This window comes from Bradyrhizobium sp. SZCCHNRI2009, from assembly GCF_032485115.1.
GTDB lineage: Bacteria > Pseudomonadota > Alphaproteobacteria > Rhizobiales > Xanthobacteraceae > Bradyrhizobium.
Map to the genome: position 1 here is coordinate 1,388,948 of NZ_JAUEUH010000001.1, position 16,718 is coordinate 1,405,665.

At 65.0% G+C, this 16,718-nt stretch carries 16 protein-coding genes; 9 read left to right on the forward strand and 7 right to left on the reverse strand.

The window, feature by feature from the left end:
- Positions 1 to 3: 3 nt before the first annotated feature.
- Positions 4 to 1,047: a LysR family transcriptional regulator gene (locus QX041_RS06275; RefSeq protein ID WP_315749972.1), complete on the reverse strand. Its 1,044-nt coding sequence runs from the start codon at positions 1,045 to 1,047 to the stop codon at positions 4 to 6.
- A gap of 55 nt (positions 1,048 to 1,102) precedes the next feature.
- On the opposite strand from QX041_RS06275, the gene QX041_RS06280 reads away from it, so the two are divergent.
- The 3 genes from QX041_RS06280 to QX041_RS06290 are packed head-to-tail and all read left to right on the forward strand — an operon-like array spanning position 1,103 to position 2,932.
- Positions 1,103 to 1,744, forward strand: coding sequence for a hypothetical protein (locus QX041_RS06280; RefSeq protein WP_315749974.1), 642 nt, complete (start codon positions 1,103 to 1,105; stop codon positions 1,742 to 1,744).
- Complete coding sequence (locus QX041_RS06285) at positions 1,731 to 2,354, forward strand: GNAT family N-acetyltransferase (protein ID WP_315826804.1); 624 nt, start codon at positions 1,731 to 1,733, stop codon at positions 2,352 to 2,354. Before QX041_RS06280 ends, QX041_RS06285 begins: the two co-directional genes overlap by 14 nt.
- The gene (locus QX041_RS06290; RefSeq protein ID WP_315712360.1) at positions 2,354 to 2,932 is read left to right on the forward strand and encodes an isochorismatase family protein; all 579 of its coding nucleotides are present in this window, start codon (positions 2,354 to 2,356) and stop codon (positions 2,930 to 2,932) included. Before QX041_RS06285 ends, QX041_RS06290 begins: the two co-directional genes overlap by 1 nt.
- Positions 2,933 to 2,953: 21 nt before the next feature.
- On the opposite strand, the gene QX041_RS06295 is transcribed toward QX041_RS06290, so the two are convergent.
- Complete coding sequence (locus QX041_RS06295; RefSeq protein ID WP_315712358.1) at positions 2,954 to 3,130, reverse strand: hypothetical protein; 177 nt, start codon at positions 3,128 to 3,130, stop codon at positions 2,954 to 2,956.
- Between the two features lie 28 nt (positions 3,131 to 3,158).
- On the opposite strand from QX041_RS06295, the gene QX041_RS06300 reads away from it, so the two are divergent.
- Positions 3,159 to 3,326, forward strand: coding sequence for a hypothetical protein (locus QX041_RS06300; protein ID WP_315712357.1), 168 nt, complete (start codon positions 3,159 to 3,161; stop codon positions 3,324 to 3,326).
- 90 nt (positions 3,327 to 3,416) lie between these two features.
- Here QX041_RS06300 and rnd read toward each other — a convergent pair whose 3' ends face one another.
- Positions 3,417 to 4,565, reverse strand: coding sequence for a ribonuclease D (gene rnd / locus QX041_RS06305; protein ID WP_315749976.1), 1,149 nt, complete (start codon positions 4,563 to 4,565; stop codon positions 3,417 to 3,419).
- Positions 4,566 to 4,963: 398 nt separating this feature from the next.
- Positions 4,964 to 6,439 carry a protein adenylyltransferase SelO gene (locus QX041_RS06310; protein WP_316164713.1) on the reverse strand — a complete coding sequence of 492 codons (1,476 nt, stop codon included), beginning with the start codon at positions 6,437 to 6,439 and terminating at the stop codon, positions 4,964 to 4,966.
- A gap of 260 nt (positions 6,440 to 6,699) precedes the next feature.
- Between QX041_RS06310 and aspS the strand changes: the two genes are divergently transcribed.
- Positions 6,700 to 8,487, forward strand: coding sequence for an aspartate--tRNA ligase (gene aspS / locus QX041_RS06315; protein ID WP_315712352.1), 1,788 nt, complete (start codon positions 6,700 to 6,702; stop codon positions 8,485 to 8,487).
- A 158-nt stretch (positions 8,488 to 8,645) separates the two neighbouring features.
- Here the strand turns inward: aspS and QX041_RS06320 are convergent, their stop codons facing one another.
- Positions 8,646 to 9,233 carry a cytochrome b gene (locus QX041_RS06320; protein WP_316164714.1) on the reverse strand — a complete coding sequence of 196 codons (588 nt, stop codon included), beginning with the start codon at positions 9,231 to 9,233 and terminating at the stop codon, positions 8,646 to 8,648.
- Positions 9,234 to 9,810: 577 nt separating this feature from the next.
- Here QX041_RS06320 and QX041_RS06325 point away from each other — a divergent pair.
- The 3 genes from QX041_RS06325 (at position 9,811) to QX041_RS06335 (ending at position 12,389) form a co-directional block, all read left to right on the forward strand.
- Positions 9,811 to 11,367, forward strand: coding sequence for an ABC transporter substrate-binding protein (locus tag QX041_RS06325; RefSeq protein WP_315712350.1), 1,557 nt, complete (start codon positions 9,811 to 9,813; stop codon positions 11,365 to 11,367).
- A 202-nt stretch (positions 11,368 to 11,569) separates the two neighbouring features.
- Positions 11,570 to 11,782, forward strand: coding sequence for a hypothetical protein (locus QX041_RS06330; RefSeq protein WP_315712348.1), 213 nt, complete (start codon positions 11,570 to 11,572; stop codon positions 11,780 to 11,782).
- 145 nt (positions 11,783 to 11,927) lie between these two features.
- Positions 11,928 to 12,389 carry a hypothetical protein gene (locus QX041_RS06335; protein ID WP_316164715.1) on the forward strand — a complete coding sequence of 154 codons (462 nt, stop codon included), beginning with the start codon at positions 11,928 to 11,930 and terminating at the stop codon, positions 12,387 to 12,389.
- A 352-nt stretch (positions 12,390 to 12,741) separates the two neighbouring features.
- Here QX041_RS06335 and QX041_RS06340 read toward each other — a convergent pair whose 3' ends face one another.
- Positions 12,742 to 13,245, reverse strand: coding sequence for a hypothetical protein (locus QX041_RS06340; RefSeq protein ID WP_316164716.1), 504 nt, complete (start codon positions 13,243 to 13,245; stop codon positions 12,742 to 12,744).
- A 184-nt stretch (positions 13,246 to 13,429) separates the two neighbouring features.
- Here QX041_RS06340 and QX041_RS06345 point away from each other — a divergent pair, with 184 nt between their 5' ends.
- Positions 13,430 to 13,678, forward strand: coding sequence for a hypothetical protein (locus QX041_RS06345; RefSeq protein ID WP_316158550.1), 249 nt, complete (start codon positions 13,430 to 13,432; stop codon positions 13,676 to 13,678).
- A gap of 836 nt (positions 13,679 to 14,514) precedes the next feature.
- Here QX041_RS06345 and QX041_RS06350 read toward each other — a convergent pair.
- A complete protein-coding gene (locus QX041_RS06350) occupies positions 14,515 to 16,491 on the reverse strand; it encodes a hypothetical protein (protein WP_316164717.1) in 1,977 nt (658 codons plus the stop codon).
- Positions 16,492 to 16,718: the final 227 nt, after the last annotated feature.

Genomic DNA, 16,718 nt, shown 5'->3' on the forward strand with positions numbered 1-16,718 from the left:
TCCTCATACGGGTTTCGGCGCGACGTAGCCGTTGAAGCCGACGACATCCCGCGCGGGCGCCATCAGCGGCACGAGATTCAGCGGATGGATGAACTCGTCCCGGAAGCAGGCATGGACCTTCGGATCGAAGATGCGCTTCAACCAGTCGATGACGACCTTGTGCCGGTCGGAGTTGCGAAACTCCTTGTGATAGGTCAGCCACAGATCCATGTGGTAGTTGATGCCGAGATCGACAGGAACGAGCGGCGCCCCGAGCGCGACCGCCGAGGTCGGCAGAAAGCCGATGCCGGCGCCGCGCTCGACCGCGTAAAGCACGGCAACGCTCGAATTGGTTGAGATGCCGACGATGCCTTCGAGGGACTCCAAGCCGAGGATGCGCGCATAGCCGGTCTCGTCGAGCTGCACGCCGTGCTGCTTGATGATGCGATGATCCTTGAGCTCCGCCAGCGATGTCGGCAGTCCATGCGCGTCGCGATAGGCTTCCGACACGAAGCCGTAGATGTGCAGACGGCCGAGCTTTGCAACGATCACGTCAGGGTTGGTCGGCCGTTCGAACTGGATCGAGATGTCAGCCTCCAGCCGCGACACGTCGGCCTGCTGCATCGCGCAGCTCAGATCGACGGTGATCCTGCGATAGGTCTTCTGGAAATCGATCAGTCGCGGCAGGATCCAGAAATTGCCGGGGCCTTCGGTCACGGCGACGCGCACCGACCCCTGAGTGTCGGTCGACAGCGAAGCGCGCCGGAAGATGTTGAAGCTCAGCCGCTCCATCTGCTCGACGTCGAACAGCAACGATCGTCCCTCGTCACTGAGCGACAAGCCGGATTGATCACGGATGAAGAGCTTGCATCCGAGCTCTTCCTCGAGCCGGTCGATCTTGCGCATCAGGGTTGTGCCGGTCAGTCCGAGAACATCCGCCGCGTTTCGGAAGCTGCGGTGACGCGTACAGAGCAGAAATGCTCTCAAATCCTCCCATGAGGGGTTAAGCGTTTCGTCAGACTTCCTGCGCTGCGTGGATGCAGCACCCCGATGCAAATGTTGCCGCATACACTCCAGCTCCGACAAGTATGATGACGTCATCAAAGCCAAGCTGGAAACATAGATGCAGAACCCTCACCGCGGAAGCACAGAATTCACGCTGCGACATCAGCTCGACGCGCTGCCGCGGACGGATCGGGTCGCGGCTCAGGCGGTCACGCCCGATCGGCTCGGCGAGCTCACGGCGCTCGCACGCCGGGAAATACCGGGCGTTCGTGCCTCAGAACACGAGCTTGCGGAGTTCTTGCGGCACGATCCGGACTCGATCTTCGCGCTCTACCGCGGCAGGAACCTGCTCGGCGGCATCGCCTTCCTCTATCTCAACTGCTCAGGCCTCGATGCGTTGCTCCTGGATGAGTTCAATTTGAATGATCCGCCGCGCAGATTTCTGGCGCGGCCGGACGAAGACGTAGCCGCCATCTATGTCTGGGCGCTCGTCGCGCAAGGGCGAGGAGCGATCGGTCTCGGCAATGTCGCGCAGGCGCTGCAAGGCGCGAGATTTCGCGCCGCCGATTACTATGCGCAACCATCGAGTCCGGAAGGGCGCGCGTTTCTCGGCGCGCTCGGCTTCACGCCGGTGCCGAGCTTTCAGCCCGATCTCTGGTGGTATCAGCGGCCGTGGAACCGGATGCCCGAGATGATCGCGCCTTCGATCCAGTCGATGAAGGGTTTCGAACAAGGGAGCATTGCGGATGCACAGCATTAGTTCGGCCAGGGCGGCAAAGACAAATCCCCGCGCGATCACGGTGCGCATCGCGCGCGATCCGAATGACCTCATGCTCGTTACCGCGATCCGCTCGGCGGTCTACCTGACCGAGCAGGATTGTCCCATGGAGGAGGAGTTCGACGGCAACGATCTGGTTGCAGCCCACTTCCTCGGTTTCGTCGGCAAGGAGCCGGCGGGATGCGTACGCGTGCGCTTCTTCGGCGACTTCGCCAAGGTCGAGCGGCTGGCGGTGCGCCATCAGTACCGGCGTTCGCGGCTGTCGTTCAAGCTGGTTCGCGAGGCTCTCGACTATTGCAGGCGAAAGGGCTTCAAGAAGGCCTATGGCCACGCGCAGGATCGTCTCGTCGATTTCTGGGCGCATTTCGGCGCCAAGCCGCTCGGCCATAATCGCAAGCTTACATTCTCCGACTTCTCCTACACGGAGATGGTGCTGGACCTCGAGCCGTGCGACGATGCGATCACGCTCGACAGCGATCCCTACATGATCATTCGTCCGGAAGGCGACTGGGATCGGCCGGGTGTGCTCGATCTCTCGGCCGGCCGGCCGGCATCGTCGCCCTTGCACGACTTCGCCGCAGCGAGACCGTGATGACGGGCCGAGATCTGTTCGGTGCCACCGAGGCGGATCCGCCTGTTCTCGTCTGCGCCGATCTGCAGTGCGAATATCTCGCCGAGGGACGCAGGCATCTGATCGCCGATGGCGACGTCGTCATGGCGCTGTGCCGGCAGTTGATCGCGCTCTGGCGCGACAACCTGTGGCCGGTCGTCCATCTCAAGCGGATCGCACAGGCAGCCTGGTTCAACCCGGCCTCCAACCTGACGAACTGGCTTCCGGACTTCAAGCCAACGCCGGGGGAGCTCGCGTTCGAGCATCCACTGCCCTCGGCCTATAGCTCGGCCCGGTTCGCCGAGTACATGGCGAACATGCGCAGCATGCGCTGCGTGCTGCTCGGCTTCTCGCTGGACGAGACGATCCTCTCGACGGTGGTGGACGGCTTTCACCGCAGTCACCGCTATCAGGTGATCGGAGACGCCGTCGCCTGCCGGCAGGCCTGCGCCGGCGACGCCGCGTTGTACAAGCTGGTTGTAACCAAGGTGATCGGCAATTTTGCCGGCGTCCTCGACAGCGCCGAGCTTATCGGCGCCGGCGGCCGGCTCGCGGTGTGACCGCGGCGGCTATTGGCGGTATCATCCTGAGGCGAGTCGTTCGGCCAGATCGATAATCATACGGCGATCGGCCGGATCGCTGATCTTGTTGAACGCGACGACGAGGCGAAGGGCCTCGACGACGTGCAGGTCGACCGGATTCTCGCTGAGCAGCCGCAGCAGCCTCTGTTCCGGCGGTTCGCAATCGTCTTTGCTCACGCGGCAGCTCCAGGACCGAGACCACGACATGACCCGAGAGGAAGAGCTCAAAGAGCTGGCGAGCAGCCTCCGGGCAGCCATCGCAAAGGCGCGCCAGCTCAATCTGCCGACCAGCGCCTACATCCTTTCGATGGCTCTGGTTGAGGTGTCCCAGACAATCGAGGCGGAGTTGAGGGGGCAGACCAGCGCCGAATGATGGGCGGCATCATGACCACCCGTGCCGCCTGCTGCAATCAACTTGGCAGACTCGGGAAGACGCAGCCGGCCAGAGCCGCTGCGACGCCGATCAGGCCCGGTCGACCCGGACGACGCGGCCCTTCTCGATGGCGAGTGCGAGCTTGCCGTGCTTCAGCGCGAGCGCGGCCTCGCCGAACAGCTCGCGGCGCCAGCCCTGCAGCGCAGCAACGTCGGCATTGTCATCGGCGGCGATCTGCTCGAGATCGTCGACGGTGGCGATGACCTTGCTCGCCACGGCGTGGCGTTCCGAGGTCATGCGCAGCAGGACCTTGAGCAGCTCGACGATCGCAGCACCGTTGGAGTTGTTGCGCGGCTTTTCCAGCTTGGGCAGGGCGGCGAGATCGCGCGCCAGGCCGCGCTGCACGGCGGCAACGATGTCGGAGCCCCATTTGGAGCGCTCGAAGCCCTTGGGCAGCGAGCGCAGATTGCCGAGCTTCTCGATCGTTGTCGGGGCATGGGTGGCGATGTCGCCGACCGCGTCGTCCTTCATCACGCGGCTGCGCGGCACGTCGCGGCTCTGCGCCTCCTGCTCGCGCCAGGCCGCGACCTCGATCAACACGGCCAATTCCTTCGGCTTGCGGACGCGGGTCTTCAGCCGCTCCCAGGCGCGCTCGGGGTGGAAGTCGTAGGTCTTCGGCGAGGTCAGGATCTCCATCTCCTCGCTGACCCAGTCACTGCGCCCGCGCTTCTTCAGATCGGCATCGAGCGCGGCGAACACGTCGCGCAGATGGGTGACGTCGGCCTCGGCGTAGTGCGCCTGCTCCTTGGTCAGCGGCCGGCGCGACCAGTCGGTGAAGCGGTGGGTCTTGTCGGGGCGATGGCCGGTGATGCGTTCGACCAGTTGGTCATAGGCGATGCTGTCGCCATACCCCAGCACCATCGCGGCGACCTGGGTGTCGAAGATCGGATGCGGCACGATGCCCGCGCGGTGCCAGATGATCTCGATGTCCTGGCGGGCGGCGTGGAAGACCTTGAGGACCTTCTCGTTCGCCATCAGCTCGAAGAAGGCTTTGAGATCGATGCCCTCGGCCAGAGCATCGATCACCACGGCCTCGTCCGGGCTCGCCATCTGCACGACGCAGAGCAGGGGATAGTAGGTGGTTTCCCGCAGGAACTCGGTATCGACGGTGACGACCGGGTGGCGGGCGAGGCGGGCGCAGGCGGCTGCGAGGTCCGCGGTGGTGGTGATCAAGTCCATGAACGATCCATGACGAGGCTCTTACGCCGTCGTCCGAAAACGCTGACAAGTCAAGGGTGTCGGCAAAGGGTACGGGACGAATTCGTGTCCGCTTGTCGGCCCAATCCGCCCCGAACGCAAGCACCGCGACGCGAGCTGATCGCTCTATGGTTGATGATAGGGCGCGTCCGGCGCCGGTCAGTGATGCCGGACGCGGCCCGCAGGCCGGCGCGCCGAGGGCACCGCGAGCACGATCAGGCACAAGGCGATCATTGCCAGACCCATGAATTCGAACACCAGCGCGTCCACGTCTCAGACCTCCCCGACTTGTTGGTTCAACTTGTCGGGGCTGCGTTGATCGTTTCTTAAGGGCCCGGGCGCTGTCAGGGCGATGGTGGACGCGAGGTTAAGACCGCGTGTCAGGTGCCGCAGAAGGTCTGCAACACCTGCTCCTCCGGCTGCGGCGGATCGGCATAATCAGCCCGGTCCGGCTGGTCGTCATAGGGCCGGGCCAGCACCGCATGCAGCTCCTCGAACGGCGCGTAGTCGTCGTTCTCGACCGCTGCCGTGATCACCGCCTCGATGCGGTGGTTGCGCGGGATGAAGGCGGGATTGACCTTGCGCATGGCCGCGCTCCGCTCCGCCGCCGTCTGCGGTTCCTCCGCCAGGCGCTGGCGCCAGCGCTGGGCCCATTCGTCGAAGCCGGTGGGATCCTCGAACAGGACGCGGACCTCGCTGAGATCGCCGCTGCCGGCGGCGTCGCTGAGACGGCGGAACGTCAGCGTGAAATCGGCTCGGGCCGCCGCCATCGCGTCGAACAATGCCTGCGCCAGCGGCTGGTCGCCCTCGCGCTGCGTGGCCAGGCCGAGCTTGCGGCGCAGGCCCGCCTGGTGCGCGTCCGTAAACTGGGTGGCGAAGCCGTCGAGCGCAGCCTCGGCCTCCTTGATCGCCTGGTCCTTGTCGTCGCCGAATAGCGGCAACAGGCACTCGGCAAGCCGGGTCAGGTTCCACATCGCGATGCGCGGCTGGTTGGCGAAGGCGTAGCGGCCGAACTCGTCGATCGAGGAGAACACCTGCTTGGGATCGTAGGCGTCCATGAAGGCGCAGGGGCCGTAGTCGATGGTCTCGCCGGACACCGAGGTATTGTCGGTGTTCATGACGCCATGGATGAAGCCGACCAGCAGCCACTCGGCGATCAGCCTGGCCTGGCGGGCGATCACGGCATCCAGCAGGGCGTGGTAGGGGCGCTCGGTACCGGCGAGATCCGGATAGTGCCGGTGGATGACGTGGTCGGCGAGCCGGCGCACGGCGTCAGTGTCCTGGCGCGCGGCGAAATACTGGAACGTGCCGACCCGGATGTGGCTGGTGGCGACACGGGTCAGCACCGCGCCGGGCAGGGCGGTGCCGCGATAGACCTGCTCGCCGGTCACGACCGCAGCCAGCGAGCGCGTCGTCGGAATGCCCAGGGCCGCCATCGCCTCGCTGACGATGTATTCGCGCAAGACCGGCCCCAGCGCCGCGCGGCCATCGCCGCGGCGCGAAAATGGCGTCGGGCCGGAGCCTTTCAGCTGGATGTCGCGGCGGACGCCGTTGCGGTCGACGACCTCGCCGAGCAGGACCGCCCGGCCGTCGCCGAGCTGCGGCACGAAATGCCCGAACTGGTGGCCGGCATAGGCCATCGCGATCGGCTCAGCGCCCTCGGGCACGGTCTTGCCGGCCAGGATCTCGGCGCCCTCCGGCGTTTCCAGCTCGGCCGGGTTCAGCCCCAGCTCCGCGGCGAGAGGCCGGTTCAGCTTGATCAGACGAGGCGCTGCGACGGGGGTCGGCGCCACCCGGGCAAAGAAATTGTCCGGCAGCGTGGCGTAGGAGTTCTGGAAGGGGAAATGCACGGTCATGGCTCCAAGATAGGCGCGGGGCGGCCGTTTTTCGAGCCCAAACGGCCGTCGGATGAGCGTTTCGGCGCCAGCTCAATTCGGCATCGGCGCCGACGTTGCGGTGAGGCCCAGGGCGGGCGGCCTTTTCCGGCGCGAAGCCGAAAAGGCCCGTTCCTGCGGTTGCCGCGCCGGGGCGGCTCGGCTAAACCCTGCGCGCATTCGGAGCGCGCCCCTGCGGCTGCGCCGATTCCTTCTCCTCACGACGACCATTCAGGACGACCATGCATCGCTACCGGACCCACACCTGCGGCGCGCTCCGCGAGAGCAACATCGGAGAGACGGTCCGGCTGTCCGGCTGGTGCCATCGCATCCGCGACCATGGCGGCGTGCTGTTCGTCGACCTGCGCGACCATTACGGCATCACCCAATGCGTCGTCGATCCGGACTCGCCGGCGTTCAGCCTGGCCGAGAAGCTGCGCTCGGAATGGGTCGTGCGCATGGAGGGCAAGGTGCGCCGCCGCCCGGCCGGCGCCGACAACAAGAGCACCGACAATGACGATCTGCCGACCGGCAAGATCGAGCTGTACGTCTCCGACATCGAGGTGCTCGGCCCCGCGGACGAGCTGCCGCTGCCGGTGTTCGGCGAGCAGGAATATCCTGAGGACATCCGGCTGAAATACCGCTTCCTCGATCTGCGCCGCGAGAAGCTGCACCAGAACATCATGACGCGCGGCGCGATCATCGATTCGATGCGCCGGCGCATGAAGGAGCAGGGCTTCTTCGAATTCCAGACCCCGATCCTGACCGCGTCGTCGCCGGAGGGCGCGCGCGACTTCCTGGTGCCGTCGCGCATCCATCCCGGCAAGTTCTACGCGCTGCCGCAGGCGCCGCAGCAGTACAAGCAGCTGCTGATGATGTCGGGCTTCGACCGCTACTTCCAGATCGCGCCGTGCTTCCGCGACGAGGACCCGCGCGCCGACCGCCTGCCCGGCGAGTTCTACCAGCTCGACGTCGAGATGAGCTTCGTCGAGCAGGAGGATGTGTTCGCGGCGATGGAGCCGGTCATCACCGGCGTGTTCGAGGATTTCGCCAAGGGCAAGCCAGTGACCAAGGGCTGGCCGCGCATCCCGTTCGCCGAGGCGATCCGCAAATACGGCTCCGACAAGCCCGACCTGCGCAACCCGATCGAGATGGCCGACGTCTCCGAGCACTTCCGCGGCTCCGGCTTCAAGGTGTTCGCGCGCATGCTCGAGGACCCCAAGAACCAGGTCTGGGCGATCCCGGCGCCATCCGGCGGCAGCCGCGCGTTCTGCGACCGCATGAACTCGTGGGCCCAGGGCGAGGGCCAGCCCGGCCTCGGCTACATCATGTGGCGCGAGGGCGGCGAGGGCGCAGGTCCCCTGGCGAACAACATCGGTCCGGAGCGCACGGCTGCGATCCGCAGCCAGCTCGGCACCAAGGAGGGCGACGCTGCCTTCTTCGTCGCCGGCGATCCCGACAAGTTCTGGAAGTTCGCAGGCCTCGCCCGCAACAAGGTCGCCGATGAGCTGAACCTGTCCGACAAGGATCAGTTCAAGCTGGCCTGGATCGTCGACTTCCCGATGTACGAGTACAACGAGGACGACAAGAAGGTCGACTTCTCGCACAACCCGTTCTCCATGCCGCAGGGCGGCCTCGAAGCATTGCAGACGCAGGATCCGCTGACCATCAAGGCGTTCCAGTACGACATCACCTGCAACGGCTACGAGATCGCCTCCGGCGGCATCCGCAACCACAAGCCGGCCGCGATGGTGAAGGCGTTCGAGATCGCCGGTTACGGCGAGCAGGAGGTGGTCGACCGCTTCGGCGGCATGTACCGCGCCTTCCAGTACGGCGCCCCGCCGCATGGCGGCATGGCCGCCGGCGTCGACCGCATCGTGATGCTGCTCTGTGGCACCACGAACCTGCGCGAGATCTCGCTGTTCCCGATGAACCAGCAGGCCATGGACCTGCTGATGGGCGCGCCGTCGGAGGCCAGCACGAAGCAGCTGCGCGAGCTGCACATCAGGACCAACTTGCCGAACAAGTAGTTCGGCGGACTGAGGTTGATGCTCGAATCTTGGTCATTGCGAGCGCAGCGAAGCAATCCAGGGTGGCACGAGGACTCTGGATTGCTTCGTCGCCTGCGGCTCCTCGCAATGACGATCGTGTGGGGATCGCAGAGCGGTCGTCACAGGTCGCGCATCGTTCACGCGGCCGAACGGCCCGGCAGCATCCGTGTCAGGACGCCGTCGCGGCGGACGACGTGATGAAACAGCGCGGCCGCGACGTGAAGGACCACCACGATCCACGCGATCCATTTGCCGACGACATGGTGGATTGCGTCGACCGGTGGCTCGAACGCCTCCCAGGTGATCCCCCAGCGCGTCTCGATCCAGCCGAATAGCGCCGTCTCACGGAAGTTCGGCAGCGCGAACGCTCCGAAGTCGGTGGCGGCATCGGTGCCGATATAGCCGGTCAGCGGCATCAGGATCAGCAGCACGTACAATCCCCAATGCGCGGCGTGCGCGAGCCACGCCTCGGCATCTGATGCATGCGGCTGATCGGGCTGGACGTTGACGAGCCGCCACAGCAGGCGAGGCAGGACGGACAGGCCGACGATCATGCCCAGCACCCAATGGACGTTGAGCACGGGCAAGGCGTCCGGGGAAGTGTCGTCCATGAACCAGATGACATAGTACACGACGGCATAGGCCGCGATGAAGGCCGCGGCGCCGGTCCAGTGGAAGAGCTTGGCGATCGCACCGAACTCCATCGTCGTATTCTTCCATGGCATCACGAACCTCTTCCCACTGTTATGAGCTGCGATCTGCTGCTATCGCCAAAATCGGCAGCGAGCCAGCGATGGGCCGGCGGGTCAGGACGCTTCTCCCGTCAATTCAGTCTCACCTCGTCGTTATCGGATGCTGAGCTGCGGCATGTCGTCGCCGGTGACTCGAGACTGCGGCGCAAGATGACCCGGCCTTAAAGGCGTCGCTCTGCATTTGATGTTCTCGCGTTAATGCTGGTTAAGACTGCGAACAACTTCATCCGGGTCTCCGGTCGCGTCCAGGCAGCGCCGGACGATCGGGAGCATCGCGCTGACGTGGTCGAGCGGCCGGCCAGAGCGGTCATCGTGCCCCTACGGCAAACCGTTGATTCTGAGAACTAATCGTTCGTGCCGCTTGTTAGTTCGGCACCTTGCGCGACGCGGCGCGTAACGCGATCGAGCGGTGTGGGCCGCTATGAGTTCCAGGCGGCACCGATCAGTCGAATGGCGGTTGCGGTGTCATGCAACCTGTCCTTAATAGGAAGCCTGTCTGACTCATGTAGTGAACATAGCCAACCAATCACAAGAAGACGGATAGTTCAAAATGACCGTTCGCTGGTGTGCGCTCCTGCTCGGAACTTGCCTCTTCGTCCCTGCCGCCTCTGCTGTCCCCATTTCCCCCGATGTCGTTCGTGATCTCGCCGCCCGCGTCGGACCGGTCGTCGGCCAGGCCGCGACGTGCCGTGAGATCGCCCAGGGGCGCGTCCAGACCATCATCGATCAATTCAGCGAAGTGATCCGCCAGGGCTCTTCGAATGGCGGCGAGCGCGATGGGCTCATCCGCACCTTCAACAGCTATATCGCCGAGGGTCGCGGCCGGGTCGCGTCCTCGCAGGTGAACTGTCAGACCGCAGAGCGCCAGTTGGCAGAGCTTGAGCGGTCACTCAGCCAGCAGCAGTCGGCGGCGCCCTCGCTGTCCTTCGCGCTGGCGCCGTCGACCGCGGCCGCGTCGACGCAGCCCACGGCCAACCTGCCGCCTCCGCTTCCGCACGGCGTCAGCGACACCGAGATCCGGTTCGGCACCGTCATCCCGTTCTCCGGAGTCCGCAAGGAGTCCGCGCGCCAGATGAAACTCGGCATCGAGACCGCGTTCGCCCGCGCCAATGATGCCGGTGGCATCAACGGCCGCAAGCTGCGGCTGATTGCTGCCGACGATGGCTATGATCCCACGCGGACGCTCGGCGCCATGACACAGCTGTACGAGAAGGATCAGGTGTTCGGCTATATCGGCAACATGGGCACTGCCAACAACGCGGTGGCGATTCCCTACGCGCTGGAGCGCCGGGCGCTGTTCTTTGCGCCCTACAGCGGCTCCGCCGTCGTCCGCCGCGATCCGCCCGACCGCTACGTCTTCAACTATCGTGCGAGCTACGCCGAAGAGACCGCCGCGATCGTGCGCTATCTGATGAAGGTCAAGCGCATTCCGGCGAAGCAGATCGCCGTATTCGCGCAGAACGACGCCTATGGCGACGACGGCGCCAACGGTGTCGCCAAGGCGTTCCGCGCGAACGGCATCACCGATCCGATCATCCGCTATGGTTTCCCGCGCGGTACGCTCGACGTCGACGAGGCCGTCGGCAAGCTGAAGGCGCAGACCAAGCCGCCGATCAAGGCCGTGATCATGATCGCGACCGACCGCGCGGCGGCGAAATTCATCGAGAAGACCCACGAGGCGGTTCCAGGGCTGATCTATGCCAACATCTCGGCGGTCGGATCGTCGTCGCTCGCGGCCGAGCTGAAGCTGCTCGGCTCGAAATACACCAACGGCGTCATCGTCACGCAGGGCGTTCCCTCGGTCGCCGGCTATTCGAGCCTGGTGCTCGACTACAAGACCGCGCTGGAAAAGTACTTCCCCGGCGAAGCGCCGGATTACACCTCGCTCGAAGGCTTCATCTCGGCAAGCATCCTGATCCAGGCCCTGAAGCAGACGACGCCGCTCGAGACCGAGCGGCTGGTCGACACGCTGGAGTCGATGCAGAGCATCGACCTCGGCCTTGGCAGCAAGCTGTCGTTCGGACGCGCCGAGCACCAGGCCTCGCACAAGATCTGGGGCACCGCACTCGACGAGACCGGCACCTACCAGGCGATCGAGCTGGAATGACGGGCGGGGGGGACGCAGCCGAACTTGTCGTCCCCCGTCAACGCCGCAGTGCAAACAACGTCCCCCGGCCGGCTTGTGGGCGGCCGGGCGGCACGGATCCGGCCTCGAGATCATGCCGGAACTGTTCGACGGATGCTTCATTGACTTGCAGGCGCAACAACCGTGAGCGACCGCAATGTCCATGCGAACACAGATTTCGGCGATGGTCTTCATGATGGTTCAGGCCGTGCTGTTCGGTGCGGGAGTTCTGACGATTCTTCTCACGCCGCTCAGCAATCACGCGATGCTCGCAATGCCTGTCATGATTGCCCTGAGCGTGGTGCTGTCAGCCATTGTCTCGTGGCAGATCGCACCGCGGCTCCGTGCGCGATATTGGCGCCGGCGTGGAATCAACCACGACCTGATCTCGGGCTGACGCCAGAGAGCAGCCCGCGGCCGCCCCGGCCCAGCTCGCTTCTGCGTCCGGCTGTCATCTGTGCGGCGCAGCACCAAAACAGGCGATGTCGTTTGAACCAACGCTGACCCGCGCGGTTAGACAGCATTCCCTTGGAGGATGAACCATGCGCGTTCCAGCAGCAGCGACCGTCGTGTTACTATCCTCTTGTCTCCTCTCCGCAGGCGCGTGGGCCCAGCAGGCCGACAGCATGCCGGGAACCAGCCAAACCCAGGCCGTTCCCGTGCAGCCGGAACGCACGCCCCAGCAGTCGGACCAGGCCCGTGAACGCGAGCGCCAGAGGGCCGAAGACACGCGGGTGAACCGCGACTGGACGGCACAACAGCGCGATGACGACCGCATGGGCATGGATCGCATGGACATGGATCGGATGCGCCAGCACCGCATGGGCCGCATGATGGACCAGGACATGGATCATCGCACCACGGGCCGAAACGCGCGAATGCAGCGCGATGATGACGACATGGATCGTCGCGCGCGCAGCTCCGAGGGGGATCGGCCCTACCGGCGCGTCAAGATCTGCTACGAATACGAGAACGGCGACGAGCTCTGCCGCTATCGCGACTAGCCCGGCAAAGGCGGCCGCAACGCATCGGCTTGCGTGTGCCGGCGCCACAAGCGCCGGCGTGCTGCGGCACGTTTGTTTGGAAGTGTAATTTGTGTTGGAAGCGCAACTTCGCGCCAGCTGATCTTGGCGTCATCTCGTGCGCCGCGCCAACAACAGTGCGCCGCCCAGGCTGCACATGACGGCGCCTGATGCCTGCCGCATCCGCGTCACGAGGCTCGGTCGGTGGGCGAGACGATGCCGCGCCTTGGCGGCCCAAAACGTCACGACCAGGTCGACGCTGGTGTTGAGCGTCACCGAAAGGGAAAAGTGAAGACACCCCGCAAGGACGAGGCGGCGCGGGGCAGCATCCGATCTAAATGGGCGGCGTTTTGATGCCAACGCTCTTGAGCTGCAGCGCCTCGGCTCCGAGATAGAAGAACGAATCTGGATCTTTCGTCAAACATCTCCTTGTCTTCGACACCAGCCGCGCGGACCATGTTAGAAAGTCTTCGTCCTTCCTCGCAACCCGCCCGTCTCGGTCGAAGTAGCTGTTCACGACGTAGAAGCGGCCGTCACTGAGATGCTGATCGCCCATGTAGCATCGGCTGAATTCAATCACGGGGGATCGGATCACGTCGACGCTTGAGAAGTTCCCGACGTCATCGAAGGACATCGCGTCGAGATCATCTGCTCGCGCAATGTAGATTGTGAGCGCCTCCTTCCCCATCTGCCGGACGGCGGCTGTTGGCAGAATATCAATCCGGCTGTCATTGCGGCGCCAAGCGAGGTAGACGAATTGACCGGCCGGATCGAGCTTGCTCAGCAGCTCTGCCTGGTCCTTCGGCGTCAGAAAGAAGTTGACTTGGCGGCTGCGCATGGGGCTGGGCGGAACTGTGAAGCGATCGACGGCGGGCCGCGCGAAAACAGAAGGCGCGGGGCCGGCTCGATCTTGAAGATGCCTGGTAAGTCTTGCGAGATCAGGCTCTATCGTCAAGTTTCATTGTCGTTCCGCGGCAAGCCAAGCCCGCGTTCACCGCGGTGACAGCTTTGAGGAAGACCAAGTGAGTCTATCAAGCATTCGGGCCGTTCCTGACAGGTACCTGCCGCCTGGAACGGCGGTCAGCTACGATGGTCAGCAGGACGGCGGCCCCGAATATGGGGTGGTCGTTCATTGCTGGCTGGAGCCGGAGATCGGCGGCTACGACTGCTATGTCGCCTTCTTCGGACACGAGCAGCCCATCGGGAAACCTGCAGGCAAACCCTACCTGCTGCGATACGCGGCGACATCGCTCAAGGTCATGCCGTCGTAGTCCGTCGCACATCTGCCCGACGGGCAATTGCTGCAACCCCATCATACGCTAATTGCCCGTCGTGTTAGTTTGCCGCAGCATCGGGGCTTGCACCGTCGGGCAAATCACCTTCACATTTCCGGCCATCCCGCCTCGATGAAGAGGGACGGTTCGCGGTCGTCACGAGACGTGAGGCGGGGAGGCGGTGGCCGCAGTCTGTCGCAACGCGTGTGAGCGCGCGGACGAACGGCGGGTTGCGGGCGGTCAAGTCGCGTGGTCCTGACACCCCGATGCTGGTGTCAAGCTCGCGCCGATGCCTTCCGGCATTGCGCGAATGACGGGGGCAAACAAGCCGGTCCCCGAGGAGAGCGCGAAGCAGCCGAAAAGCCCATCGCGCAGGGAATGCCGGATGATCGGCAGCACCTGTGGTACCTGCCGCCTGCATTTTTTTCGCAGGCGGGCCATGGGTTGCGGCCAGCACCCGGCATTCCCTGCGCCCTCTTCGGATGAGAGGGCCGAACGACCGGACAAACTCGGGCGATCGCGCCGCGGGCTTGAGGACGCGCGTCTTGGGGTGAACGGGACTTGCCGTGTTCATGGATGGCGTAGCGCGAGTCCCATTGCGCAGCATCGGCGGTTACGAGCACGCTCCCTCCGCGAGTCATTCCGGGGCGCGCACAGCGCGAGCCCGGAATCCATAACCACGACCGTGCGAGAAGGATCGAGATGCCTGCTCCGTCGACTCCTTCGCGAATCATTGTCGGGAGTATGGATTCCGGGCTCGCGCTGTGCGCGCCCCGGAATGACGGAGGAGAGGAGTGCGGACTCCTCTCTCTCTCCCTAGATCAGGAAAGACATCACGGCGCGGTCTGCGCCTCGATCTTGAATTGCGCCAGCGCGCTCGGCGGGTCGATCGCGATGAGCTGGGCGAGCTGCAGGGCCGGGACCTTGGCGCGCGGCGAGAGCTTCAGCGTAAGGGTCTGGCGTGGCTTCTCGATGAAGCGGCTGATTGCATCGACCGCACCGGCGACATCGATGTTGTCGGCCGCGACCTGGGCGCCGATCGCCTTGATGCTGTCGACCAGCGCCTTGCGCGCGGCATCCCGCGCGATCGCATGACCGCGCGCGTAGTTGGCGACGAGCAGGTCGACCGCGCCGAGATCGCGCAGGGTCAATTCCAGCCCGGAAGCCTCGATCTGTGCGGCTGCGGTTGTCGCCTGCTGCAGATCGATGGTGAAGACGTCGCGCGGCACCTGCGACAGCGAGACGCTGGCGGAGGCCGCGATGAGGTTGCTGACCTCGAGCTTGAAGGGCTGGAGCGCGAACGCGCCGGAGCTCTCGGTCCAGCCGAGGCCGAGATCGGCATCGAACGCGGCGGTGTCGATGCCGGCGATCAGGAGCGGCAGCAAGGCCGGGTTGGACGCATCGAGCGGTCCGGCCATCTTCGCGACGAGGCGCGCCTGGGTCGGGATGGGACCGACGAACTGGCCCCAGTCGAGGCTGAAATTGTCGATCTGGACCGGCTTGGTGCTCGCCTTGTAGGAGGTCGTCAGCCCCTTCAGCTCGATGCCGCCGATCAGCTTGAACAGCGCCAGCGCCTCCGCCGGACTGGGCTTGGCCCCGGTGACGGCGAATTTGGCGGTGTGGCGCAGCAGGCCGCCCATGTCGAAGCGCTTGACCGCGAAGCGGCCGAGCTTGACCGGCCCGTTCGGGGTCCGTCCGTCGAAGCCCTCGAACGCGACGTCGCCCTTGCCGTCGTCGAGGTCGAATCGCGTCAGCGCGACCTTGACCGGGCCGTCGGGCGTCTCGACCGCCAGGCCTTTGACCTCGACGTTCTTGAACACGACGCCATCATAGATGCTGGCGACCTTGTCGATGAGATCGGGCGTCATGGCGCTCGTTCGCGGCGAGGTCGGCGTCAGGGCGGCGACCAGCGCCGGAAGCTGGATGCGCGACGGCCGCACGCCGAACTCGTCCATCGTGAGGCTGTCGATGCGCATGCGCATGCCGAGATCGGACGTGATCTCGTAGAGACCTGCCCCGGCGACGCCGCTCAGGCGCACGACACGATCGTCGTGGGCGGACTCGGGCGCGAGCAGGGCGACGATGGCGTTGACGTCGATGTCCTTGGTCACGATGTCGAGCATGCGGCCCCGCACCGTCTCGACCTTGCCGTTCGGCGGTTGCGCCGCCGTGCTGAAAGTGACCTCCTGGATCTTGTAGTTACCGATGCGGCCGCCCTTGATGTCGTCCACCACCAGCCCGGAATAGCCGAACTCGGTCGGCCCGACCGAAGCGCCGCCTTCCATCGTGCCGGTGACCCGCGGCACCGTGGCCGAGGTGGCGTTGATGGTGGCGAGCTGTTGGGCGAGGGTGCGGGAGGTCTCGAGTGCACCCGCACCGGCCGGGATCGCGGCGAGCCGCGCGGGGCCGGCGTAATCCTTCACCACCAGTTGCGGCAGCTTGTAGTTCAGGCGGAGCGGCGAGGGGCCGGGGATCTGGCCGGCCATGGCGATGTCGCTGATCTCGATGCTGGCGGCCGTGACATGCTCGGAATCATGCTGGCTCAGCCCGGTCGCGGTGATGGTGCCGAACGTGACGCTGGCCGGCGGCTGCGTGGCCGACTCGAGCTTGACATCGGCGATTGTCAACTTGCGGCTCCACAGGTCGAACGCGATCTTGCCATGGGTTGCCGTGGCGCCGCTCTGTCGGATCTGGGCAAAGCTTGCCTCGACCTCGCGCTCGGCGCGGCCCTGGGCGTACCAGGGCACGCCGACGAAGCCGGCGACGGCCAGCGCGACCGCCGTGACAATTCCAATCAGGATACGGGTCATTTGATGTGCTCCGCCCAAGGCTTAGGCAGCAAGTGGTGATGGTCTCAATGAAATCGATGGAGTAGGGATGTGCTTCTGCGAACTGGAGAATCGCTGGCCCGGGATGCCGGCGAGCATGGTTTCGGATGTTGCATGAAAGCCGCCCAACGTGCATCACATGCGCTTCCACCGGCCGGAAAAACCGACGTCTGACCGAGACTCAAGAGACCAAAAATCCGGGTCGGAAA